This window comes from Eubacterium limosum (assembly GCF_000807675.2).
Lineage (GTDB): Bacteria > Bacillota > Clostridia > Eubacteriales > Eubacteriaceae > Eubacterium > Eubacterium limosum.
On sequence record NZ_CP019962.1, the window covers coordinates 2,220,857 to 2,243,522 of the forward strand.

Annotated in this window: 24 protein-coding genes, 6 tRNA genes, 1 pseudogene and 1 riboswitch; of the genes and pseudogenes, 20 read left to right on the plus strand and 11 right to left on the minus strand. The window is 48.8% G+C overall.

Annotation, left to right across the window (positions count from 1 at the left end; translation table 11 throughout):
• Positions 1 to 2: 2 nt before the first annotated feature.
• From B2M23_RS10275 to B2M23_RS10285, 3 genes are all read left to right on the plus strand, one after another.
• On the plus strand, positions 3 to 566 hold the full coding sequence (locus B2M23_RS10275; RefSeq protein ID WP_038352594.1) for a TetR/AcrR family transcriptional regulator: 564 nt from the start codon (positions 3 to 5) through the stop codon (positions 564 to 566).
• Between the two features lie 215 nt (positions 567 to 781).
• The gene (locus tag B2M23_RS10280) at positions 782 to 985 is read left to right on the plus strand and encodes a helix-turn-helix transcriptional regulator (RefSeq protein WP_038352593.1); all 204 of its coding nucleotides are present in this window, start codon (positions 782 to 784) and stop codon (positions 983 to 985) included.
• A gap of 33 nt (positions 986 to 1,018) precedes the next feature.
• The gene (locus B2M23_RS10285; protein WP_038352592.1) at positions 1,019 to 1,453 is read left to right on the plus strand and encodes a hypothetical protein; all 435 of its coding nucleotides are present in this window, start codon (positions 1,019 to 1,021) and stop codon (positions 1,451 to 1,453) included.
• A gap of 150 nt (positions 1,454 to 1,603) precedes the next feature.
• Here B2M23_RS10285 and B2M23_RS10290 read toward each other — a convergent pair whose 3' ends face one another.
• Entirely contained in the window at positions 1,604 to 2,251 is a 648-nt protein-coding gene (locus tag B2M23_RS10290; protein ID WP_038352591.1) for a type 1 glutamine amidotransferase family protein, read from the minus strand.
• A 106-nt stretch (positions 2,252 to 2,357) separates the two neighbouring features.
• On the opposite strand from B2M23_RS10290, the pseudogene B2M23_RS10295 reads away from it, so the two are divergent.
• Positions 2,358 to 3,290 (plus strand): annotated as a pseudogene (locus B2M23_RS10295) (helix-turn-helix transcriptional regulator).
• A gap of 125 nt (positions 3,291 to 3,415) precedes the next feature.
• On the opposite strand, the gene B2M23_RS10300 reads toward B2M23_RS10295, so the two are convergent.
• The 7 genes from B2M23_RS10300 to B2M23_RS10330 form a co-directional block, all read right to left on the minus strand.
• Positions 3,416 to 4,300, minus strand: a complete 885-nt coding sequence (locus tag B2M23_RS10300; protein WP_038352590.1) for a hypothetical protein — start codon at positions 4,298 to 4,300, stop codon at positions 3,416 to 3,418.
• Positions 4,301 to 4,733: 433 nt separating this feature from the next.
• A complete protein-coding gene (locus tag B2M23_RS10305; protein WP_013381533.1) occupies positions 4,734 to 5,225 on the minus strand; it encodes an ACT domain-containing protein in 492 nt (163 codons plus the stop codon).
• Between the two features lie 9 nt (positions 5,226 to 5,234).
• On the minus strand, positions 5,235 to 6,449 hold the full coding sequence (locus tag B2M23_RS10310) for an aspartate kinase (RefSeq protein ID WP_038352589.1): 1,215 nt from the start codon (positions 6,447 to 6,449) through the stop codon (positions 5,235 to 5,237).
• A 7-nt stretch (positions 6,450 to 6,456) separates the two neighbouring features.
• A complete protein-coding gene (gene dapD / locus B2M23_RS10315; protein WP_038352588.1) occupies positions 6,457 to 7,188 on the minus strand; it encodes a 2,3,4,5-tetrahydropyridine-2,6-dicarboxylate N-acetyltransferase in 732 nt (243 codons plus the stop codon).
• A 20-nt stretch (positions 7,189 to 7,208) separates the two neighbouring features.
• Entirely contained in the window at positions 7,209 to 7,964 is a 756-nt protein-coding gene (gene dapB / locus B2M23_RS10320) for a 4-hydroxy-tetrahydrodipicolinate reductase (RefSeq protein WP_038352587.1), read from the minus strand.
• Positions 7,965 to 8,004: 40 nt separating this feature from the next.
• The gene (gene dapA / locus B2M23_RS10325) at positions 8,005 to 8,886 is read right to left on the minus strand and encodes a 4-hydroxy-tetrahydrodipicolinate synthase (RefSeq protein ID WP_038352586.1); all 882 of its coding nucleotides are present in this window, start codon (positions 8,884 to 8,886) and stop codon (positions 8,005 to 8,007) included.
• A 45-nt stretch (positions 8,887 to 8,931) separates the two neighbouring features.
• On the minus strand, positions 8,932 to 9,930 hold the full coding sequence (locus B2M23_RS10330) for an aspartate-semialdehyde dehydrogenase (protein WP_038352585.1): 999 nt from the start codon (positions 9,928 to 9,930) through the stop codon (positions 8,932 to 8,934).
• A gap of 141 nt (positions 9,931 to 10,071) precedes the next feature.
• A riboswitch (Lysine riboswitch) is annotated at positions 10,072 to 10,242 on the minus strand.
• Between the two features lie 370 nt (positions 10,243 to 10,612).
• Between B2M23_RS10330 and B2M23_RS10340 the strand changes: the two genes are divergently transcribed.
• The 10 genes from B2M23_RS10340 to B2M23_RS10385 all read left to right on the plus strand — a co-directional run bounded on the left by B2M23_RS10340 (position 10,613) and on the right by B2M23_RS10385 (position 17,760).
• Positions 10,613 to 12,844: a PTS sugar transporter subunit IIABC gene (locus B2M23_RS10340; protein WP_038352583.1), complete on the plus strand. Its 2,232-nt coding sequence runs from the start codon at positions 10,613 to 10,615 to the stop codon at positions 12,842 to 12,844.
• A gap of 125 nt (positions 12,845 to 12,969) precedes the next feature.
• Positions 12,970 to 13,794, plus strand: coding sequence for a PRD domain-containing protein (locus B2M23_RS10345; protein ID WP_038352582.1), 825 nt, complete (start codon positions 12,970 to 12,972; stop codon positions 13,792 to 13,794).
• A gap of 126 nt (positions 13,795 to 13,920) precedes the next feature.
• Complete coding sequence (locus B2M23_RS10350; RefSeq protein ID WP_052237278.1) at positions 13,921 to 15,108, plus strand: M20 metallopeptidase family protein; 1,188 nt, start codon at positions 13,921 to 13,923, stop codon at positions 15,106 to 15,108.
• 23 nt (positions 15,109 to 15,131) lie between these two features.
• Positions 15,132 to 15,875, plus strand: coding sequence for a class I SAM-dependent DNA methyltransferase (locus tag B2M23_RS10355; protein ID WP_038352581.1), 744 nt, complete (start codon positions 15,132 to 15,134; stop codon positions 15,873 to 15,875).
• A gap of 84 nt (positions 15,876 to 15,959) precedes the next feature.
• Positions 15,960 to 16,035 (plus strand) — tRNA-Val (locus B2M23_RS10360).
• 15 nt (positions 16,036 to 16,050) lie between these two features.
• A tRNA-Asp gene (locus B2M23_RS10365) sits at positions 16,051 to 16,127 on the plus strand.
• 231 nt (positions 16,128 to 16,358) lie between these two features.
• A tRNA-Phe gene (locus tag B2M23_RS10370) sits at positions 16,359 to 16,434 on the plus strand.
• A gap of 42 nt (positions 16,435 to 16,476) precedes the next feature.
• Positions 16,477 to 16,551 (plus strand) — tRNA-Gly (locus tag B2M23_RS10375).
• A 7-nt stretch (positions 16,552 to 16,558) separates the two neighbouring features.
• Positions 16,559 to 16,632, plus strand: a tRNA-Cys gene (locus tag B2M23_RS10380).
• Positions 16,633 to 16,764: 132 nt separating this feature from the next.
• Positions 16,765 to 17,760 (plus strand): IS30 family transposase, encoded by a 996-nt coding sequence (locus B2M23_RS10385; protein ID WP_038352580.1) that lies wholly within the window; start codon positions 16,765 to 16,767, stop codon positions 17,758 to 17,760.
• Between the two features lie 43 nt (positions 17,761 to 17,803).
• Here B2M23_RS10385 and B2M23_RS10390 read toward each other — a convergent pair whose 3' ends face one another.
• Positions 17,804 to 18,391 carry a hypothetical protein gene (locus tag B2M23_RS10390; protein WP_038352579.1) on the minus strand — a complete coding sequence of 196 codons (588 nt, stop codon included), beginning with the start codon at positions 18,389 to 18,391 and terminating at the stop codon, positions 17,804 to 17,806.
• A gap of 226 nt (positions 18,392 to 18,617) precedes the next feature.
• Between B2M23_RS10390 and B2M23_RS10395 the strand changes: the two genes are divergently transcribed.
• The 5 genes from B2M23_RS10395 to B2M23_RS10410 all read left to right on the plus strand — a co-directional run bounded on the left by B2M23_RS10395 (position 18,618) and on the right by B2M23_RS10410 (position 20,891).
• Positions 18,618 to 18,692, plus strand: a tRNA-Gly gene (locus B2M23_RS10395).
• A gap of 198 nt (positions 18,693 to 18,890) precedes the next feature.
• Positions 18,891 to 19,511 carry a lysozyme family protein gene (locus tag B2M23_RS10400; RefSeq protein ID WP_052237277.1) on the plus strand — a complete coding sequence of 207 codons (621 nt, stop codon included), beginning with the start codon at positions 18,891 to 18,893 and terminating at the stop codon, positions 19,509 to 19,511.
• A gap of 39 nt (positions 19,512 to 19,550) precedes the next feature.
• Entirely contained in the window at positions 19,551 to 19,706 is a 156-nt protein-coding gene (locus B2M23_RS21175; RefSeq protein ID WP_167617856.1) for a hypothetical protein, read from the plus strand.
• A gap of 234 nt (positions 19,707 to 19,940) precedes the next feature.
• Positions 19,941 to 20,276 (plus strand): cupin domain-containing protein, encoded by a 336-nt coding sequence (locus B2M23_RS10405; RefSeq protein ID WP_038352578.1) that lies wholly within the window; start codon positions 19,941 to 19,943, stop codon positions 20,274 to 20,276.
• Between the two features lie 105 nt (positions 20,277 to 20,381).
• Complete coding sequence (locus B2M23_RS10410) at positions 20,382 to 20,891, plus strand: GNAT family N-acetyltransferase (RefSeq protein ID WP_038352577.1); 510 nt, start codon at positions 20,382 to 20,384, stop codon at positions 20,889 to 20,891.
• On the opposite strand, the gene B2M23_RS10415 is transcribed toward B2M23_RS10410, so the two are convergent.
• Positions 20,886 to 21,101 carry a KTSC domain-containing protein gene (locus B2M23_RS10415; protein WP_038352576.1) on the minus strand — a complete coding sequence of 72 codons (216 nt, stop codon included), beginning with the start codon at positions 21,099 to 21,101 and terminating at the stop codon, positions 20,886 to 20,888. The two genes, B2M23_RS10410 and B2M23_RS10415, sit on opposite strands and share 6 nt — an antisense overlap.
• A 560-nt stretch (positions 21,102 to 21,661) precedes the next feature.
• Here B2M23_RS10415 and B2M23_RS21790 point away from each other — a divergent pair.
• A complete protein-coding gene (locus B2M23_RS21790) occupies positions 21,662 to 22,291 on the plus strand; it encodes an IS3 family transposase (protein WP_038352575.1) in 630 nt (209 codons plus the stop codon).
• Positions 22,292 to 22,346: 55 nt separating this feature from the next.
• Here the strand turns inward: B2M23_RS21790 and B2M23_RS10425 are convergent, their stop codons facing one another.
• Positions 22,347 to 22,514 carry a YjzC family protein gene (locus B2M23_RS10425; protein ID WP_201261607.1) on the minus strand — a complete coding sequence of 56 codons (168 nt, stop codon included), beginning with the start codon at positions 22,512 to 22,514 and terminating at the stop codon, positions 22,347 to 22,349.
• Between the last annotated feature and the right edge of the window lie 152 nt (positions 22,515 to 22,666).

The window sequence follows — 22,666 nt, forward strand, 5'->3', positions numbered from 1 at the left end:
CCATGAGAAAACAACCCGAAGTTACTGAACAGACCAAAGCAAAACTCAGAATAGCGTTCTGGGGTCTTTATAAAGAAAAGCCTATTGAAAAGATAACTATCAAGGAGATAACCGATGCCGCCGGGTATAACAGAGGTACCTTTTACCTTTATTATAAAGATGTCTACGACCTTTTTAGCAAGATCGAGGAGGAACTGCTGGAGGCTATACGCATTCTCATCCATGATAATCTGCCCCAGAAAGAGGGCCTGGATTTCGCGGGGCATATGGGATTAATTGTCAAGCTGTCCCAGCAGTACTCGGCCTATATGTCTGTACTTCTCAGCGATCACGGTGACCCTACCTTCGTTACACGGCTTAAGGAGCTTATCTGGCCTTTGCTTAACCGCTATGTTCTTGATACCAGCACCCTTACTATCCAGGAGCAGTCCCTCCTGTCGGAGTTTTACCTTTCTGGACTTTTGGCAGCCATAACCCGCTGGCTTGAGACTCCGGGCGATATGACCATCGACCAGTTTATCGGATTTGTGATGAGGCAGGTGTTTGCCGGGGTGGTGGTGGTGTGAAAAAAATAGCTGTAATCCGTTATATTTTCTGAAGGAGGCATAAAAATAAGAAAGAATTACATAAAAAATTGCGTCGTCCTATGATGTCTCTTATGCAAATAAAGATCTCTGATGAATAGGAGGTATGTAATTAAAATTTACAAGATAAAAAGTAAAATATATTTGACTTTTTGTCGGGCGAGGTTTAGAATAAGGGTGTAAAGGATGGTGACACAATGGGGAAGAACTTAAAGATCAAAGCTGCCAGGGCCGCCCTCGATATGACCCAGAAAGACCTGGCCGAGGCGGTCGGCGTTACCCGGCAGACCATGAACGCCATTGAGAAAGGGGACTATAACCCTACCATCAAGCTGTGCGTTGCGATCTGCAGGGTGCTTGGGAAAACACTGGACGAGCTTTTCTGGGAAGAAGCGGAGTGAGCATAAAGGATTTAACGACAGGAGGATTATAAAATGTTTAATTTGTGTAAGGAATACGACGAGCGGCAGCAGATTATCCGGGGAAGCATCTGCAAGCATATTATGGTGATCATGGGGATCTGTGTTTTTATCAATGGCATCATTGAGGACGCGGGCTTTGCCTGGCCGGACAAATTCATCGCTGGCATTATCCTGATCATGGTGCCCATTACCATCGGTACGGTTGAGATGAACATCCGGGGCGTTTATCTGAGTAAGGACCGCCAGGTTTTCTTTGTGGTCGTCTTTGGGCTGGTGGCCCTGGCCAATGTGGTTCTCCTCATCAGTCACAACGAGCCCCCTTTTAAAGCAGGCGCCATTACCGATTACGGCGAGCACGCGGTTCTGGCCGTCTGTTTTCTGACGATTTTTATCGCTGCCATTATCCGCCTGATCTACGATAAACGTATGGAAAGGGCTGAGGAGTAAAAAAAGCCCTCACAAAAGGAGCCTGAAACAGAGCAGCTGCCATACAGGGCGGAAAAAGCAGGCGTATTGTTTTAGCGATACAGCGATACGCCTGCTTTTTTTATTTTTGTGAAGGCTTATTGCCATTTCTACAGGCAATTAAGCTGTTTTTTATAGGCTTCCATTTCCATCGCCAGACGGCAAAGTTTGCATGAGGGCAAAGAAATGCTCAGGCTCCCCGGTGCTAAAGTATTCATACCAGGCTTCCAGCGTGTTTGATTGAAAAACGCCTAAATGCTCAATGATTTGTTTTGCCCACAGCAAAGCGCCGGTAGGGGCGGCAGTAATAAGATTGCCCTCCGATACAGAGGGTTTGTCGATGTAATAGCTTTGCCCCTTATAGCCGGGAGAAACCATTTCGAGAAATCCCGGCCCATTGCTGGTATGCGGGCGCTTATCCAATAAGCCAAAGCTGGCAAGGGCAGCGGTAGCACCACAGATGGCGCACACCATAGCGCCTGAAGCGAGAAATTCGCTTGCTTTTTCGAGGATAGCCCCATGCTTTGGGTCGTTCCAGGTGTCTGCGCCCGGCAACAGTAGCAGGCTTGTTTTACCCACAACAATGTCCTCGATTAAGCAGTCGGGCAGGATTGTGAGCCCGCCCATTGTATGGATTGGCGCTTTAGAATAGCTTACCGTTTTGAGCGATATACGTCGTGCGTCCTTTTTAAAAAACCGACCGGAATTCAGCTCCGAAATAACATGCCCTAATTCCCAGTCCGCCAAAGTATCAAGAACATAAACATAAATTGTAAACATAAATTTCCTCCAATTTCATTGTCTTATTGATTTGTCTGCTTTTTTATTGTACCATGTCATTGTTGACAACAGTGTGGCAACAATCGAATTGAAAGGCGGCTAACCAATGAAAGTGGACAGACTTGTTAGCATTATTATGATACTTCTTGATAAAAAGCGTATCGGCGCCCAGGCGTTGGCAGATATGTTTGAGGTTTCCCCCCGCACAATCTACCGCGACGTCGACGCGATCAACATGGCGGGTATTCCTGTTCGTTCGACATCAGGAGTGGGCGGCGGCTTTGAAATCATGCCGGAATACAAGGTTGATAAAAAGGTTTTTTCGGCTGATGACCTTTCGGCCCTCCTGATGGGGCTTTCCAGTCTTTCGGGTATGGTACGGGGGGATGAGCTGGTACACGCGCTTGCCAAAGTCAGAAGTTTTATCCCAGCCGACAGAGCGAAAGACATTGAATTAAAAGCAAATCAAATAAACATAGACCTGAGTCTGTGGATGGGGAACGGGAACATACAGTCAAACCTGGAAATTATCAAAGCCGCTATGCAGGAAAGCAGGCTTCTGACCTTTGAATATATAGCGCATCATGGAAACAAAACCGCTCGAACCGCCGAGCCATATCAGCTTGTATTAAAAAGCAGTCATTGATATTTACAAGGGTATTGCCACAAAAGAGAGGCTTACCGCTTATTCAGGCTATCCCGCATGTCAAACCTGCAAATGCAGGAGGAAACTTTTACACCACGAAAGTATCAAAAACCACAGCTGGATTTTGATAATATTCTGACGAATATGCAAACAAAAATCAAAATCCGTATTCATAAATCTGTGATGGACAGGGTACTTGATTTTTGCGCCTATGAAGATTTTTTACCAGATGGTGACGCGCACTATATTGTCAGCTTCCCTTTCATAGAGAACGAATACCACTACGGTATTCTGTTTAGCTTTGGGGATAAATGCGAGTGCTTAGAGCCGCCGCATGTCCGCGCGGAAATGAAGCGCAGAATACAGGAGATAGCGATGATATATGAAGGCTAGCAGGCTGTCGCGCATGACAAGCCAAACAAACATGTAAAACGAAAAAACAGCGCAGACAAAGCTGCGCCGTTTCCCGAAAACAATACCCATACTGTTTTATAAATGCCGCCCTGAGGCCCTGTTTTTTATTCGCTTTCTCCGTCCGCAGTGGGTGAGGGGAGAATGGAATTGATGGCGTCTTTGATGAAGTTGGAGCCGCCGCCGGCGTCAGAGCCACTGTCTGTGCCACTTCCCGGAGAGGTCGTGGTGCTGCTGTCCGAGTTCGTGCTGGGGGTTGCAGACGGCGTGGCAGACGGGCTGGGACTGCTGTTTTTCTGATTGTTGATGAGCCTTGTAATCTGGGACTGCCCATTTTGGAGCCAGCTGTTAATGGTCTCCTGGTTGATCCCTGTGTTGATGCCAAAAAGTCCGAGCCAGATCAGCAGTGTGTAGAGTACGGCGATCAAGGTTAAAAGGATTCTTGGAATCAGCCCAAACTTTTTATAGCAGTACATTAGGAAAATGCCGAGCGGGGGTACAAGCACCAGCATGAGCAGGATGAACCAGGTGCGGGCATAAAAGGGATCACCCGAACGTCTGCCGCCGGGCATACGAAGCCCGCGCCCGCCGGAACGGCCCTTTTTACCGCGCTTGCCCTTGTTGCCCTGGCTGCCGGAATTACCGTCATCCGCCTCGGCTTCTCCCTCGTCCGCATAGCGGCTGCTCCCTGCGCGGCTGTCACGTCTGCCGGAACGGCTTTCACCATTGCCACCGCCCTGCATAACCCGGGCCACCGAGGATTTAAACTGGTCGATCAGCGCCTTGTCGGAGGCGTCGATTTCCAGTCGTACCCGTCCGTCGTTCTGTATCAGAAAATTAATATCGAGATAACCGTTCTCGCCGATATCAGCGGCGAGGCGGTCAAAATGTTCATCCACCTCCACGCGCTCAAAGCCCGCGTTCCAGAGTGCCTCCTCAGAAGCGTCAATCCAGTCGTCCAGACTGCCTCTGGCAGATAAATTTTCACGCATTTATTTTCACCTCTGATTTTATTGAATATTTCACAGTGCTTTTTATTATACAATGGAAAACTTAAATAATCGGGGATAAAACCCGCTTTTGTTTAAAAAAACAGGGACTGGTCCAGAGAGCATAAAAAAAGACGGCGTGTCGTTTTGGCACGCCATCTCAGGCTGTTGAGGAAGTGACGCAGCCCCGATACTGCGTCTTTTATCCAGACAAGAAAAAAGGTCCAGGCGCTGAGTAAACGGCCGGGATTCATAACGATTTACTCGAGCAGCCGGACATTGCCGATATAAAACATCAACCTTAGTGAAGAAGATACAGGTGTTGGGGCAGTGCCTGCAGGACGCTTTTTTCTTTCTTAGGTAAAAGGCTTCGTCTCTTAGGTTTTCTGACACTTTGAGACGGCGTGTCGTTTTGGAACGCCATCTCAAAGCTGTTTCAGTCCTCCAGGTCAAAGGCCTCTTTCGTGGCCGCGACCGCTTTCTCGGTATCCTCGATCTTGATGATGCAGGAGATACGGATTTCGGAGGTGGTGATCATTAGAATCTGGACGTCATTGTCGGCCAGCACCTGGAAGAATTTGGCGGCGACCCCGGACTGGGTGCGCATGCCAATGCCTGAGACGGACAGGCGTGTAATATCCTTATTGATGGTGATTTTAATTTCAGGGTATTCCTCGCCAAGGGCGTTTACGATGTCCTTGACCTTCTCCAGGTCGCGCTCGAGGACAATAAAGGAAACGTCAAAGGCGTTTTTGACCGGCGCGGTCTGGGTGATGATATCGACATTGACGTCGGCGTCTGACAGCTCGCTGAGGCAGCGGGTCAGGATAATGGAATTGACCGGCACTTTCTTCAGCGAGATCATGAGGTTTTTGTGGTCAACGGTCAGGCCGTCAACACTGTGGCTCTCCATATAGGTGGTCGTCATAAGGGCCTCCTACAGGTCGAACGCGTCGGCGGTGGCCATGACAGCCGTATCCCGCAGTTCGGATGGAATCACGCAGGAAATGCGGATTTCAGAGGTTGTGATCATGAGCATGGGGATATTGTTGTCGGCCAAAAGCTGGAAGAATTTGGCCGCAACGCCGGACTGGCTGCGCATGCCGATGCCCACAACAGAAAGCTTGGAGATTTCCTTGTTGATGTCCATTTCCACCTGAGGGTATTTTTCCATGAAATCATACAGGATCTTCCGCAGCTCGGACAGATCCTCGATGGGGGCGGAAAAGGAAATGTTGATCGCGCCGTAGACCGGAGCGGTCTGGCTGATCATGTCGATGTTGATGCTTTTTTTAGCCAGGTCTGAGAAGAACTGGGCTGTAATGTTCATATCAAAGGGAACGTTCTTGAGAGACACCATCAGCTCGTCGTTGTCGATGGCGAGGCCGGTAATGGCCTGCTGTTCCATAGGGCTCATGTTGCTGTCACCTTCCTTAATGAGAGTACCGGGCACGTCGTGAATACTGGATGCCACATAGATTTCCGCGTTGTACTTGCTGCCCAGCTCGATGGCGCGGGCGTGCATGACGCCTGCGCCCAGGCTGGCCATTTCCAGCATTTCGTCAAAGCTTACTGTGCTCAGCTTTTTAGCCGGCGGGTACAGCCGCGGGTCCACACCGTAGATGCCGTCCACATCGGTGTAGATTTCGCAGGGGCATTCCAACACACAGGACAGGGCAACCGCGCTGGTGTCAGAGCCGCCCCGGCCCAGGGTGGTGATATCGTCATTTTCATTAACCCCCTGGAAACCTGCGATAATAACGATCTTGCCGTCGTTTAGGGCATCCTCGATTTTCCGGGTTTCAATATCCATGATCCGGGATTTCCCGTGGTGGCCCATAGTGTGGACGCCCACCTGGGGGCCGGTAAAGGAGATTGCGTCGTAGCCCATGGCGTTGAGGGCCATGGACAGCATGGAGATCGAGACCTGCTCGCCGGTCGCTAACAGCATATCCAGCTCACGTCTCGGCGGCGCGTCGCTGATGGAGTAAGCCATTTTGATGAGCTCGTCGGTGCTTTTGCCCATGGCAGAAACCACCACGACCATCTGATTGCCTTCTTCTCTTTTTTTAATAATACGTCTTGCGACATTTTTAATACGGTCGATGGTCCCCATGGAGGTACCGCCGTATTTTTGGACAATGATGCTCATCGGAAACCTAACCTCTCAAATCGTCGAGTAATTCGGTTTTATCCTCGGTTTTTTCGTCCTTGTCTTTAATGACCTTGGCAGGGGAGCCTGCGGCCACAACGCCGGCAGGGATATCCTCTGTCACTACCGAACCAGCGGCAACCACAGCGCCCTTACCGATTTTGACGCCCTCAAGGATAACGGCGTTGGCCCCGATCAGAACTTCGTCCTCAATGATGACCGGCTGTTTTGACGGTGGCTCAAGCACGCCGGCAACCACAGCACCCGCCCCGATATGGCAGTTCTTGCCAATGGTAGCACGCGCGCCCAGCACAGCGTTCATATCAATCATGGTGCCCTCGCCCACAACCGCGCCGATATTGATCACGGCACCCATCATGACCACAGCGTTTTTGTGAATGTGCGCGCCCTCGCGGATAAAGGAGCCGGGCTCGATGCGGGCGTCCACCTCGGTTAAGTCCAGCAGCGGAATGGCCGAGTTGCGGCGGTCACATTCGATGCGGACAGAAGAGATTGAGCCTGCCTTGGCGTCCAGAAGGGCGCTGATCTCACCGGCCTCACCGATGATCATGCAGGCGGAAGGATCGCCATAATATTCGTAGCCAGCCAGGTCGCTCGATCTCAGGTAGCCGCGGACATAGGCCTTTACCGGCGTGGATTTCTCGACGGCCTTAATGTATTTTGCGATCTGGTATGGGTCGTTTAAATCAAATTGTTTTTTCAGTTCTTCGTTTGTCATGTTAAATCCTTTCGTGTGGTTTAATTGTCAATCAGCATTTCCATATTGAAAAGGCCAGGAGCCTGGTCTACAAGGTATTTGGCCGCGGTCACTGCGCCGCTTGCAAAGACTTTTTTGGAGAGGGCAGTGTGGCGGATTTCGATCAGTTCATCGTTGCCGGCAAATAACACCGTGTGCTCGCCGGGGATGGTGCCGCCGCGGACGGCGTGGATGCCCAGCTCCTGGGGTTTCCGCTTACAGTCTCTGCCGTGGCGGCCAAAGGTATAGTCCTTTTTATTTTCAAGGCCGTCGTTTACCGCGTCGGCAAGGAGCAGCGCGGTGCCGCTGGGGGCGTCGGCTTTTTTATTGTGGTGTTTCTCGATAATCTCAATGTCAAAGCCGTCCTCCAGAGCACCGGCCATATCCCGCAGGGCTTTTGCCAGAAGGTTGATGCCCAGGCTCATGTTGGCTGTTCTGAAAACCGGAAATTCCTTTGAGCCGGCTTCAATATCGGCCAGGTTCGCTTCGGAGAGGCCGGTGGTGGCGATGACGATGGGGGTTCTGGTGTCTCTGGCATAGCCAAAGACGCTGTCAAAGGCCTTGTAGTGGGAAAAGTCAATGATGACATCCGCCTTTTCCGCACACTGGCTTAAATCGGAATAGACAGGGAAGGGGGTATCCTGATCGGTGTTGATGTCAAAACCTGCCACAATCTGGCAGTCCGGATCTTCACCGATAATGGTCTGGAGCATATGCCCCATGGCGCCGCCGACGCCGGATAAGAGTATATTTAGCATAGGGGAGTACCTCTTTTATTAAATTTTATGCACCGCCTTATTAAAGCAGTCCGTATTCCTTCAGGGCTTCAACCAAACGCGCCTTATTGGCCTCTTCCATTTCAACCAGGGGCAGGCGCATTTCGCCGGTATCGGTGCCCAGCAGCCGCATGGCGGTTTTAACCGGGATCGGGTTGGTTTCATAGAACATGGCCAGGTTAATCAGGTTGGTGTCAAATTGCATTTTCCGCGCCTTGTCCACATCGCCGTCCATAAAGGTGGCTACCAGGTCGTGCATATCCCTTGGAATGATGTTGGCAGAAACGGAGATAATACCCTTGCCGCCCACAGAAAGGATAGGCAGGGTCTGGTCGTCGTTGCCGCTGTAAACATCCAGCTTGTCGCCGCAGGTGCGGGCAATTTCTGTGATCTGGCTGATATCGCCGCTGGCTTCCTTGACCGCCTGGACATTGGGGATCTCGGCCAGCTTCTGCATGGTGGACACACTGATGTTGGCCCCGGTGCGGCTGGGCACATTGTAGACAATGATCGGCACCTTGATGGCGTCGGCAATGGCCTTAATGTGTACGTAAATCCCCTTCTGGGTGGATTTGTTGTAGTAGGGGTTAATGACTAAAACCGCGTCCGCACCCTGCTCCTCAGCGTATTTTGAGAGCATGATGGAGTAGGCGGTATCATTACTGCCGGTACCGGCAATGTAGGGAACGCGTCCGGCGATATGTTCGCCGGCAACCCGCAGCAGATCAAGATGCTCCTGATCGGTGAGGGTTGAGGTCTCGCCGGTGGTTCCGGCCACCAGAATGGCGTCGGTGCCATTTTCGATGTGCCAGTCAATGAGCTCTCTGAACCGGTCAAAATCAATCTTGTTGTCCCTGAATGGTGTGACCAGAGCCACACAGCTTCCTGTAAAAATAGTGGACATAATAGTTCCTCCTCAGTATTTTATCCGGCGCGGGGCCGGAAAGTGTTAAATTAAGCCTTCTTCGATTAAGGCGAAAGCGATCTGTACCGCGTTGGCAGCTGCGCCCTTGCGGATGTTGTCGGCAACACACCAGAAGTTGATGCCGTTGTCGATGCTGAAATCGCGGCGGATACGGCCGATATAGACGTCATTGGTGCCTTCGGCTTCACGGGCCAGCGGGTAAACATTGTTGGCAGGGTCATCTCTCAGGACACAGCCTGGTGCGTCCTTGAAAAGGGCCTTGACATCCTCGATTTCAAAAGACTTTTTGGTTTCAACGTTAATGCTTTCGGAATGGCCGTAGTAAACCGGAACACGCACTGTGGTAGCGGTCACCCGGATATTGTCGTCATGCATGATCTTGTGGGTTTCGTTGACCATTTTCATTTCTTCCTTGGTATAGCCGTTGTCCAGAAAATCGTCGATATGGGGCAGGCAGTTGTAGGCGATGGGGTGTGGGTAAAACTGGTTTTCGGCGCCCTTTACGCCTTCCTCCAGATCCTTGTAGCCCTTGACGCCAGAGCCGGAAACGGCCTGGTAGGTAGAGTAGACGATACGGTCGATCCCGTATTTGTCATAGATGGGCTTTAAGGCGACCATGGCCTGGATGGTAGAGCAGTTTGGGTTGGCAATGATGTTTTTATGTCCTTTTAAGTCCTCTGGATTTACCTCCGGCACAACCAGCGGCACTTCCGGGTCCATGCGCCAAGCAGAGCTGTTGTCAATGACAATAACGCCTCTCTTGGCAGCGGCAGGGGCAAAGCGTTCGCTGGTGCTGCCGCCGGCAGAGAACAGGGCAATATCAATATCCTTGTCAAAGGCCTCGTCGCAGAGCTCCTCAACCACGTATTCTTTATCGCCGAATTTGACGGTTTTACCCTTGGAGCGGGCAGAAGCCATAGGATATAAATTATTCACTGGAAATTTCATTTCTTCCAGTACCTGAAGCATTTTTTGACCGACCATGCCAGTGGCGCCGACCACAGCAACGTTGTATGATTTCATCGAGAAATCCTCCTTTGATTAAATATAATAAAAAAAGCCAGTAAAGATACCAGCTATAAAATTGCAAAAAGTTACAGATTCCGGAAAACGCAAAAGCCCTGGGGGCCAGAGTCCGGAAGGACTAAAATGTATCGAGTTTGCAGTTTTGACAGCACTCCATCTTTCGATGACAGTATTATTGTTCTTCACAATAACCCCAGGAAGCCGGCTGACAGTACCGGACCCTTCGGCGTTTTTCCCTTTGGCCGCCATTCCTCTTACCCTGTCGTAATCCTGGCAGTTACTCTTTAAAAACGCGCCTCTATCTTTACTTATTAGTTTGTAATCCCTATTGTACCAGATGTATACAGGAAAAGAAACAGAAAAATTTAAAATAATGTAAAATTTGCAGACATTATTTTCATAAAAAAAGCTTGACAGATTCTTAACAGTGCCGTATGATAGTGGTAGTTAAATAATTTGTACCGATGGTGTGTTACTGGTTATGCAGGCATTAACTGTCAAAGAACTGTTTGTTACAGTTTTTTGAGAGTTAATGACTTTTTTGTTGCCCGAAATGAGACCAGCTTATAAAATTGGGTATATAACCTGAGAAGCTTGTTATCGTTTTATCCGATAGCATTAGGTCTTTATTTCCAACATGTACAAATCCTGACACCATTACAAAATGAGGAGGAAACAAATGAAAGACAAGATTTTTGGTGTTCTGCAGCGTGTAGGCCGCGCCTTCATGCTGCCAATTGCCCTTCTTCCCGTAGCGGGCCTGCTGCTGGGGATCGGGGGCTCCTTTACAAATGAAGTGATGCTGGAGTCCTATGGGCTCACTAGTGTCATGGGCGAGGGAACCGTTGCCTATACCATTTTAACGGTCATGAGTGAGGCGGGGAATGTTATTTTTGCCAACCTGCCCATTATTTTTGCCATCGGCGTGGCCATCGGCATGGCGAAGAAGGAAAAGGCTGTTGCCGCGCTGGCAGGGGTTATCGGCTTCTTCATCATGCACACAGTTATCAGCACCCTGATCGGCCTGACCGGCACCTATTCGCCGGAAACCCTGGCGGCCGCTAACGAAACCGCCCGGGCCGCCGCCTTAGCCGCGAACCAGCCCTTTACGGAAATTGTGGCCAGCCGCCTGCTGCCGTCTGGCTCCATCTCGAGCACCGTCGGGATCGAATCCCTGCAGATGGGGGTATTCGGCGGGATCATCGTTGGGCTTGGCGCAGCGGCTTTAACCAACAAATTTTATAACATTAAGCTGCCGTCTGTGATCTCCTTCTTCGGCGGCACCCGCTTTGTCCCAATCATCACTGCGTTGGTTTACCTGGTGGTGGGCGTTTTAATGTTCTTTGTATGGCCCTATATCCAGATCGGCATCAACGCCATCGGCAATGTGGTCATCAACTCCGGCTACATCGGCACTTTTATCTACGGCTTTATCGAGCGTGCCCTCATTCCCTTTGGCCTGCACCATGTATTTTATATCCCGTTCTGGCAGACCAGCGTCGGCGGTGTGATGAACGTGGACGGGCAGATGATCGAAGGAGCCCAGAATATTTTCTTCGCCCAGCTGGCCAGCGGCAACGTGACCCAGTTTAGCGTAGAGGCCACACGCTTTATGTCCGGTAAATTCCCGTTCATGATCTTTGGGCTTCCAGGCGCAGCTCTGGCGATGTACCAGTGCGCCAAACCAGAAAAACGCAAACTCGTTGGCGGCCTGCTGTTGTCCGCAGCGCTGACGGCTGTCCTGACAGGGATTACCGAGCCCATTGAGTTCACCTTCCTGTTTGTGGCGCCGTTCTTATACATTATTCACTGTGTGCTCTGCGGGCTCTCCTATATGCTCATGCACATTTTAAACGTTGGGGTTGGGATGACCTTCTCCGGCGGCCTCATTGATATGTTCCTGTTCGGTATTCTCCAGGGCAATGACAAGACCCACTGGGTCAATATTGTGCTGGTGGGCGTGGCTTACTTCTTTATTTACTGGATACTGTTCAGAACCCTGATCAAGAAGTTCAACCTGAAAACACCAGGCCGTGAGGATGACGATGAAGAAACCAAGCTTTACACCCGGGCCGACGTCGACGCCAGAAAGAACAGCGGCGGCGCAGAAAGCAGCCCTGGCGCAGGCGTCAGCGACCCTGTTTCAGCCATGATCACAGTGGGCCTTGGGGGTAAGGAAAATATCGAGGATCTGGATAATTGTATCACCCGTCTGCGTACAACGGTCAAGGATTCATCTCTTGTTAAGGAAGACCTTTTAAAACAGAGCGGCGCGGCCGGCGTGGTTATCAAGGGCCAGGGCGTTCAGGTCATTTACGGCCCGACCGTACCGAATATCAAGTCAAACCTTGAAGAATTCCTGGAAACGCCGGAAGCGGATAACCTGTCACTGGATGTGGCCAAAGCCGAAGCGCCAAAGGCCGGAGAAACACCAGAAGCCGCCGAAAAGAACGGCACTGTCGAATTTTTCTCAAGCCCCATCGACGGCCGCGTTGCCAGTATCGAGGAAACCCCGGACGACGCCTTCAGCCAGAAAATGCTGGGCGACGGCATTGTGGTATTCCCGACCGGCTCCGAGGTACACGCGCCCTGTGACGGCTCCATCGAGGTGCTGTTCCCAACAGGCCACGCCATCGGGATGAAATCCGCCGACGGTACAGAGCTGCTTATCCATGTGGGCATTGACACCGTCAATCTTGACGGCAAAGGCTTTACCCCGCACGTTGAGCAGGGCGATACGGTCAAGCGCGGCGATCTGCTCCTGACCATCGACCTGCCCTTTATCGAGGCCAACGTCCCGTCCGCGGCGGTGCCCATGATCTTTACCGGCCTGCCGGCAGGCAAGGATATGAAGATTCTGGCAAAAGGCGACGTGACCACTGATATGGATGTTGTCGAAATTGACGGATAAGTGTATAATAGGATAGAAAGCTAAAACAAGACCATCAGCGAACGACAAAAGGAAGGCTCTTTATAATAGGAAAGGCCTTCCTTTTTACAGCTCTGTGAGAAGATACAGAAGGGGGGACACACCGAGTGTACTGTGTCAAAAAAGTTTTAAATAACAACGCGGTTCTGGCCGTTGACCTCAGACGCAAGGAGGAGGTCATCTTTCTGGGGAAAGGCGTGGGCTTTAATAAAAAAGTCAACCAGCCCTTTGAGGACCCGAAAAGCGTTAAAAAATACCATCTGCAAAAGGAAACCAGCAAAGGCCCCTCAGACAAGCTCATCAGCGCAGTCAATCCGGTTTATCTGGAAATCGCCAATGATATTATCCGCCTGTCCGAGGAGAAATTCAAAGCTGTGGATACCAATATTCTGCTGCCGCTGGCCGACCATATCGCCTTTTCCATTGTCCGAATGAACAGCCGGATGGATCTGTCCAACCCTTTTTCGGAGGATATCCGCCTGCTTTTTGAGGAAGAGTATGCCATAGCCGAAAAGGGCCGGGAGATCATCCGCGAGCGTACCGGCTACAGCATTCCCGACGACGAGGTCAGCTACATTACCCTGTACATTCACTCGGCCCTCAGCGACACACAGGTTTCCCAGTCGCTCAAAATTCCGGTGATCATCCGGGAGAGCATCGAGCGGATTGAGAAGGAATGCGGCGTCAGGATCGACATGGGCTCCTTTGCCTACAACCGGCTTTTATACCATATTAAATGTATGCTGGCCCGGGTGCACAATAATGAGAAGCTCAACAGCGATATGATTGAGTTTACAAAGGAAAAATGCGCTTATGCTTTTGAGGTGGCCGGAGAAATCTGTGAAAAGCTGTCCCATGAGCTGGGCGAGCAGTTTACCGAAAAGGAGGTCAGCTACCTGGCCCTGCACATCGAGCGTATCCGAAGCGCTTAACAGAAAAGATGACGTACCGTTTTGACACGTCATCTTTTTTAATGGCCGAGGGGGGCGGTGTGCGCTTGTGTTATCCCGGCCTTTAATATATAATTATGCTTAATCTTTAAAAAAAGGAGTGATTTTATGGCAGTTGACTTTTATCAAAAACTTCCTGAAGCCATCAAAGCCTGTGAGCCGGAAGCCGTCAGCCTCCGGCGGGCTTTACATAAAATCCCGGAAACGGGCTTTAATGAGCGTGAAACCCAGGCGTTTATTATGGACTATCTTGAAAAGCTGGGTTATAGCCCTGAGAAGGTCTGCGATACCGGCGTTGTCCTGTTTATCCCAAGCCTGAACGGGCTGGATGAGACCATCGCTATCCGTACCGATATGGACGGTCTGGGCGTAGTGGAAGAAACCGGGGTGGATTTTGCCTCCGAGCATGAGGGGATGATGCATGCCTGCGGCCACGACGGCCATATGAGCATGGTGCTCCTGGTCGCCAGGTATTTAAAGGAGCACCCAGAAGCCAGAGTACGCAACACGCTGCTGGTGTTCCAGCCCGCCGAGGAGGGACCGGGAGGGGCCGGCCCCATTGTTGAGAGCGGCGTGCTTGAAAAGTACAAAGTCAAAGCTGTTTTTGGCTACCACCTGTTCCCCTTTGTAGAGGAAGGGCTCATCAGCACCACCCCAGGGCCGATGATGGCAATGACCTCGGAATTTTATATTGATATTCTGGGAAAAAGCGGCCACGCGGCCGACCCGGACCAGGGGATTGACGCCATTGTAGCTACTGCTGACTACGTTTCGGGCCTTCAGAAAATCGTGAGCCGGACGGTGAGCCCCAATGACAGCGCCCTGCTGTCCATCGGCACCATAAACGGCGGTACCCGAATGAATATTATTGCCGATAAGGTCAGCCTTTCCGGTACAGTGCGCTCATTCTCAGAGGATGTCCAGGAGGCCATGAAAAAGCGTATGGTGGATATGGCCAGGGGTATTGAGCAGATGTACCATTGCAGGATTGAGATCAGGTTTGTCGATATGTACCCCCCGGTGATCAATAGTGAGGCCCTGTTCGACCAGATCTGGCCCCTGTGCGGTGAGGCAGATGAAAAGAAGCTGTTTAAAAAAGTGATGCTGGCTGAGGATTTCGCCATGTATCGGAAAGCCATTCCCGGTGTTTTTATGGGCCTTGGCTCCGGCAGTAAGGAGAAGGGCTATACCCAGAACCTCCATACCCACGGATTTAATTTTGACGAAAAGGTTCTTCTGAGAGGACTTCAGGTTTATATGAATATTCTTACCAAAGCGGGAGAATACACCCTTTAAAAAGAGTGTGAGGAGAAAACAGAATGTATGAGAAATTTGCACAGGTCTATGACGACCTGATGCGCGAAATCGACTATAAGCAGTGGGGGGATTACGTGTTCCGCCTGCTGCTCAATGCGAAAAATGAAGTGAAAAGCGTGCTGGAATTTGGATGCGGCACCGGTAACATTACCAGCGAGCTGGCCCAAAAGGGCTATGCAGTAACCGCTGTGGATTTGTCTGAGGAAATGCTGACCGTCGCGGATGAAAAAATCGCCGAACAGAACCTGGGAGATGTCCGGTTCTTTATGGGAGATATGAGTAATTTTCAGATCGGCGAAGAATTTGACGCGGTAGTTTCCTGCTGTGACAGCGTCAACTACCTGCCCGACAAGGACGGGGTTCAGAACTTCATTTATTGCAGCCAGGATGCCCTTAAAAGCGGCGGACTGCTCCTTTTTGACATCAACACCCCAGTTAAGTTTAAAGAGGTTATTAAGGACAATACCTATGTCTATGACCTGGACAATGTCTACTGTGTATGGGAAAATTCGCCGGACTTTGAAGCCGGGCGTATGGACTATGACCTCTCCTTCTTCATAAAAGAGGAGGACGGCCGCTACTCCCGTTACGATGAAAGCCAGAGCCAGTATATTTATACAGTAGAAGAAATTTACCACATGCTCAAGAACGCGGGCTTTATCAATATTAAAATCTACGCTTTTGGCACTTTCCTGCAGGGAAGCAACGAATGCGACCGCGTCCAGTTTGTGGCCGAAAAAAAATAATTTCAAATTTTTTAAAATTTGTGTGAAAAAAGTGTTGACAAAGAGTGCGTGCTGCCGTATAATAATGCACGTACTCAAGTTGATGGTCGCTTAGCTCAGCTGGGAGAGCACCTGCCTTACAAGCAGGGGGTCATAGGTTCGAGCCCTATAGCGACCACCATTTTTTATGTACTGCGGCCTGGTAGTTCAGTTGGTTAGAATGCCAGCCTGTCACGCTGGAGGTCGAGAGTTCGAGTCTCTTCCAGGTCGCCATTTTTATAGTACATAAACGTAAAAGTATTTATTTTTTTCTGAAAAAGTACTTGACAACATTAACTTGAGACAGTATAATTAATACTCGTCGCTGCAAGTTTATGCAAGCCCAGATAGCTCAGTCGGTATAAGCAGAGAGTCCAAATCTTTGATTTGGTGCGAATCGCTTAGTCAGGCAGAATAAAGGATTTTATAAGTGGGAAGCATTGACAGCTGTATGATAAACAGTAGGCCCAGATAGCTCAGTCGGTAGAGCAGAGGACTGAAAATCCTCGTGTCGGTGGTTCGATTCCGCCTCTGGGCACCACTTTAATCACTAAGTGGTCAGACAGTGTTAATAGATTAATAAGCGGAAGTGGCTCAGTGGTAGAGCATCGCCTTGCCAAGGCGAGGGTCGCGAGTTCAAATCTCGTCTTCCGCTCCATTTTTAAGGTGCTATAGCCAAGCGGTAAGGCAAAGGTCTGCAACACCTCTATCCCCAGTTCGATTCTGGGTAGCACCTCCAACCTTGAATTTTAGTCGCTGATACAGCGGCTTTTTTGTCTTGAATATACAATCTAAGTGCAACGAATAAATAATGACCCATAGCTTCTGGTAAAATGGAGTTTGCAAAGACATCCAAATACCAGGAGGCGCTATGAGTCATTATAAACATCTTACACCATCTGAGCGCGAAAAGATATATCTTCTTTACGCTCAAAATTATTCGTTAAGCTTTATCGCAAACAATATTGGACGAAACAAGTCAACGGTTTCGCGTGAGTTGGCTCGCAATTCTAACAAAGGCAGCTATTCTCCAAGTGCCGCGCAGGCGGCTTATGTCCGTCGAAGAAAGCAATGTAAACCTCAATTAAAACTATCTGATCCTGCCTTGTATGAATATGTCCGTGATCGGTTTCTTAAGCATCAGTGGTCACCCGAACAAATTGCAGGAAGATTTTCATTGGAAAACGCGGATCGACCGGTCAGTTATACGACAATCTATCGGGCGATTTATGCAGGAATGTTCGACACCAAAGAGCAACGTGCGTCTCATGGGAATCGCAGGGCCATCCGTCAACTCAGGCATCGAGGCAAAACACGGCAAACAAAAGATCATCTTGAAAAACGCGGTAAAATCCCCATCAGCCATGCGATTGCAGACAGACCGGCAGAAGCGAACACCCGATGCCGATTAGGCGACTGGGAAGCCGATACCGTCATTGGTAAGAAAGCCGGCCCTTGCCTGGTAACCCTTGCCGACCGGAAAAGTCGTTTTCTGCTTAGTCAAAAGGCCGAAAAGAAAGCTTCTGTTGAGGTGCGTGATACAATGATTCAATGCTTGACCGGACAGCCTTGTTTTTCCATTACACCCGACAGAGGTAAGGAATTTGCCAGACACGGTGAAATATCGGAGGCGTTGAATCAGGTTCCGTTTTATTTTCCATTGCCACACCACCCTTGGCAGCGTGAAACAAATGAAAACACGAATGGGCTTCTTCGTGAATACTTTCCTAAGGGAATTGACCTACGTAAAGTAACCGATTCGTCTATACAAAACAAAGTGGATGAGCTCAACAAACGCCCCCGAAAGTGTCTAGGGTTTAAAACTCCTTATGAGATCTATTATTCGATAACGTTGCACTTGACTTGACAATTCAAGATTTAAAAAAGAGCCTTCACAGGCTCTTGGCAAATTACTTCGTTTTTGACAGAATACCGATGGTGGATCTTCTGGGCAGGACAAAGGCCGCGTCCTCCATTGAAACCCCGATTTCGGCCGGATAACTGCCAAATAGGTTGAAAAGTTTAACCTGTTCATCCTTTGGCCATGCTTCACCCATGCCAGGAACATAGTCGTAAATGTTGGGCCAGCCGACAGCACGGCTTACCTGCTCCGATACAAAAGCCTTTCCGGCGCCAACCAGAAGGTTCATGATGCCATCAATCATAAAAAGATCCATCTGATCCGTTAAGGAAGCAGCATAAGCGTCAATCTCAGTGCCGCAGGTCGCAATGTACGCGTAGAGGGCATCACCCTCATCCAGGTTTGCCATAAGCTTTGGACTGGTAAAGGCTGCGCCGTTGATCACAATCTGCGTTTCCGTTTTTTTATCGACAGAGCCGGGAATGACCAGCGCCTTAGGCACTGCGGCAGCATTGGTCTGATCCAGCAGGAGCTGCGCCTGATTTAAAAGCCGTTTGCGATTCCGAAGCTTCAAAGCGTCGTTTAAAGTCTCCATGGTTATTTCGAAGGGAACCGGGTTAAAGATTTGCCCATTCATAAAAAATCACTTCCTTATTAAATTCTTAATGGCATTATAGCACACCTTTGCATTAATATATCCTAAAAGAAAATAATGAAACATCGGTTTTACTTATGCCCGTCCATAAATTTTTTTGAAATATTATTGACATTTTCAAGGTAAAAGAGTAATATTATATGCAGTTGCTCATGTGCGACGTATTTCAGTGATATAAGTATAAGAAAAGACAGTAACAGTAGTATAAGCGGAAGTGGCTCAGTGGTAGAGCACTGGCTTCCCAAGCCGGGGACCGCGGGTTCGAATCCCGTCTTCCGCTCCATTATAGTAAAGAAGATGCCTGAAACCCAGTGTCTGATTGGGGTTCGGGTTTTTTTATTTGCACCTGGCAGCCTAGGAGTAAAGTACTCAGCACAATTTTATTAAATTTACATTTAATAGAAGGCTTAAATTAATTCTTATATAAGATTTAAAGATTAGAATAGTGTCTGAACATTATTTTGAAAGGGACTTTAAATTTATGAAGAAAAGAAGGCGTGCCAGAAAGAAAAAACGGTTCAGACCGCTTATCTGGGGGATCGTGGTGATCACAGGGGTCCTTCTTCTTAACTGCAGCTTTATGGCTGGAAGAGGAAATAAAAACAATGACGCGGCCCAGGAAGAGGTGCTTTCGTCAGCGGTTGTTGAATACAGGCCTGTGGTCGCGCAGTACGCTGCCGAGTATGGGATTGAAGAATATACGGATTATCTGCTGGCGGTCATGCAGGTAGAATCCGGAGGTAACCACGAGGACGTGATGCAGTCCAGCGAGTCACTGGGGCTGCCGCCAAATAGCCTTGAAACAGAGGAGTCTATCAACCAGGGCTGCCGCTATTTTGCAAAGCTGGTGAGGCTTGCTGCGGAAAAGGGCTGCGATTTTAATACCGTCGTGCAGGCTTACAATTTCGGCGATGAATTTCTTGACTTTGTCGCGGAAAACGGAGGTACCTACACCGTTGAGCTGGCAGAGGAATACGCCAGACAGAAATCAGGTGGTGAAGAAGTGACCTATCTAAACCCTATTGCCCTGAAAGCAAATGGCGGATGGCGCTATAAATATGGGAATATGTTCTATGTTCAGCTTGTTTACCAGTACATCTGAGACAAGCCAGAACAGGATTTTTGGATAAAAGGAGAAAAAATGAAGATAACAGAGGAACAAAAGAGACGTAATCTGGATATTTTTTATGTAGACGGACTGATTGACAATATCCTTGAGCAAATGCTGAAAGAGGTCGATAACCTGACGCCGGAAGAAAGCGTTCATTTTAAAAAGAAGAAAAATTTAATTATTTAGATTACGGATATGATTAAAACATTCTGACAGGGGTATAATTATTTTTGTACACACATACCTCTTACTTAAATTAATAAAACTTACTCCCCCAACTTTTCCTTTTTTTAAAATCCCCGGGTCGCCGTGATCCGGGGGTTTTTCTGTTTAAGCTTCGCTTAAATGTTGCGAATGTCACGGATTTATTGTGAAAAAGGGTGTATATTAAAAACAGTAAAACAAATGGAGGTACTTACGATGAAGGAACGTTTTAAAAATATAGATTTAAGAACAGTGCATGCCCTGGCAGATTTGGTTGATTATGCCAAGGGAAGAGTGGAAAGTAGAACTCTTGCCCAGAATGATGCTTTGAGTATTACAGCTTTTTCATTTCCCAAGGGCGAGGGATTGAGTACCCATGTGGCGGGCGGTGACGCGTTGCTCTATGTCATGGACGGAAAAGCAGGAATCACCATTGGTGACGATCCGCAGAAGGCTGTCAGCACAGGCGAAATGATTATTATGCCAAAAGGCATTCCCCACAGTGTGGACGCCCTTGAAGCATTTAAAATGTTTTTAGTGGTCGTTCAGTAAAGAGTTAAAAACCGGCTCCCAAGAGGGCCGCTTTTTATTTGTCAAAAAATGGAATTTAGATTATAATATAACGCTAATGATTGAAAAGAAAAGGAAGGGTACAGAATGAATCATCTAACCATTATGCAGGCTGAAAAGGAGGACGCAGGGGCACTCTTAAAATACCGCGACGCAATCGGTGCGGAGAGTGACAATCTAACCTTTGGAAGAGAAGGCTCCGGCATGACGCTGGACGCCCAGAAGGCTTTTATACAAAGAGCGAAAGAATCTGGGGGATCGGTCATGTATGTGGGAAAAATCAATGGCGAAATCGTAGCTCTGGGCTCAATCACAGCCTATGATAAGCCGCGTATCTTCCATCGGGGAGAGCTGGGCCTGACCGTACGGCAGTCTTACTGGAATCAGGGGATCGCCACAAAAATGATGCAGGCTCTGATGGCGTTTGCAAAGGAAAGTGTAAGCTGTGAGATCGTCGAGCTGGAGGTTCGTTCTGATAATAAGGCCGCTATCCACCTTTATGAGAAGTTTGGTTTTAGAACCATCGGTGTTTATGAAAAATTCTTTAAAATCGGAGATCAGTACGCCCCGGCCAATTTGATGAACTGCTATCTATAAGTTATAGGCGATTTTTTTGCGCGGGTACTGCCCGCGGACGTACCTGCCATAATACTTGCCCACAGATTCCGCAGCCAGTATGCCCTGGTAGTGGCGAAATGGGACATTAAAATATTCGTATAAATTCCCGTTTTTAAACTGAATATATAAATTTCCGTTGTGGTAGCCGATGGAATCGACCAGAGTAGAGGTGACAAAATGCATTGACATAGGATTCACGCCCTTTTTTCTCATTATAACATGTGAATATGGAAAAAGCCACTGACTGTGAAGTGAACCCCATTTGTTAGACATGTGGTATAATACTAACAAGTGGGGTAATTTTATAGGCCAAAAGGAATACCAAACAAGAAATACACCGGTGAATTAAAGCAGAAGCTGGTTGAATTAGTGCGTAATGGCGGACTTAGCCAAAGGGAAGTGTCAACACAATAGGGTGTTAGTCGATATTCTCTGCAGCTTTGGGAGCGCATCTATCTCGAGGAAGGCCCGGAAGGGCTGTATGTAGAACGGCGAGGCCGCGGCAGTAAAGGCGGCGGCAGACCGCGAAAGCAGCTCAAGCCGGAGGTCGAAGAGGATCTCATCGCCGAAGTACAAAGGCTTCGATCGGAGAATGTATACTTAAAAAAATTGCGAGCCTTAATTCAGGAAGAGGAACGCCAAGGCAAAGGGCGCAAGTGATCTGGGAATTAAGGCATGAATTCAAGCTGTCGCTGCTGTTGGAGATAGCAGAGCTTCCCCGTTCTACGTACTATTACTAAATCAAGCACATGAAGGACGAGGACAAGGACAACGAGATAAGGAAACAGATCAGTGACATATTCCATGAGAACAAGGGACGATATGGCTATCGAAGGATAACCATGGAAATGCACAACCGTGGTTACGTCATCAATCACAAAACCGTTTTGCGATTGATGAATGAAGAGAAGATAAAATGCATGGTACGCATTAAGAAATATCGCTCCTACAAGGGCGAAGTCGGGAAGGTAGCACCGAACCTGCTTGAGAGAGATTTCAGCACCTCGGCGCCGAACGAGAAGTGGGTAACGGACGTCACGAAGTTCTCTCTCTTCGGACGGAAACTCTATCTCTCACCGATCCTCCACTCCGATCAGGGCTGGCAGTACCAACACAAGCAGTATCAGAAGTTGCTTAAAGATCATAGTATCAAGCAGAGCATGAGCAGAAAGAGCAACTGTCTTGACAATGCTGTGATAGAGAACTTCTTTGGACTAGTGAAGAGCGAGCTCCTATACATGAAAGAGTTTGACTCTATGGATCAGTTCAAAGCCGAGCTGATCGAGTACCTTGACTACTACAATAACCGTCGTATCAAACCCAAGCTAAAGGGCTTACCTCCTGCTGTTCACAGGAAGCAAGCCCTCGAAGTTGCTTGATTTAATTCTTTTGTCTAACTTTTTGGGTTCAGATCACTGGCAGTGGCTTGTAGGATTATTGCTTTTTCCATTTATGGCCGGCTTCCTGAGTAGGGGGAAGCCGGTCGCCCTTGGCGATTGTGACAACGCGGCCGTTTTTAATTTCGCCGCCGCGTGGGCCTACTTCCTTATAGGTACCCGGTGTCTGGTTGTCTGTACCAGGGTTTACGAGTTCTGACATCATAGAAATCACTCCTTTCAAGATTAAAGGTCTTTGTATTTTGTATAGAACAAATATATCCAAAGGGCATAACGAATAACGCTTTTAGCGGATACCTGCTGGAGTAGTAATAAACCCTTAAGAAAAATCGGTTTTATTTAAAAATTGAGAGAGTA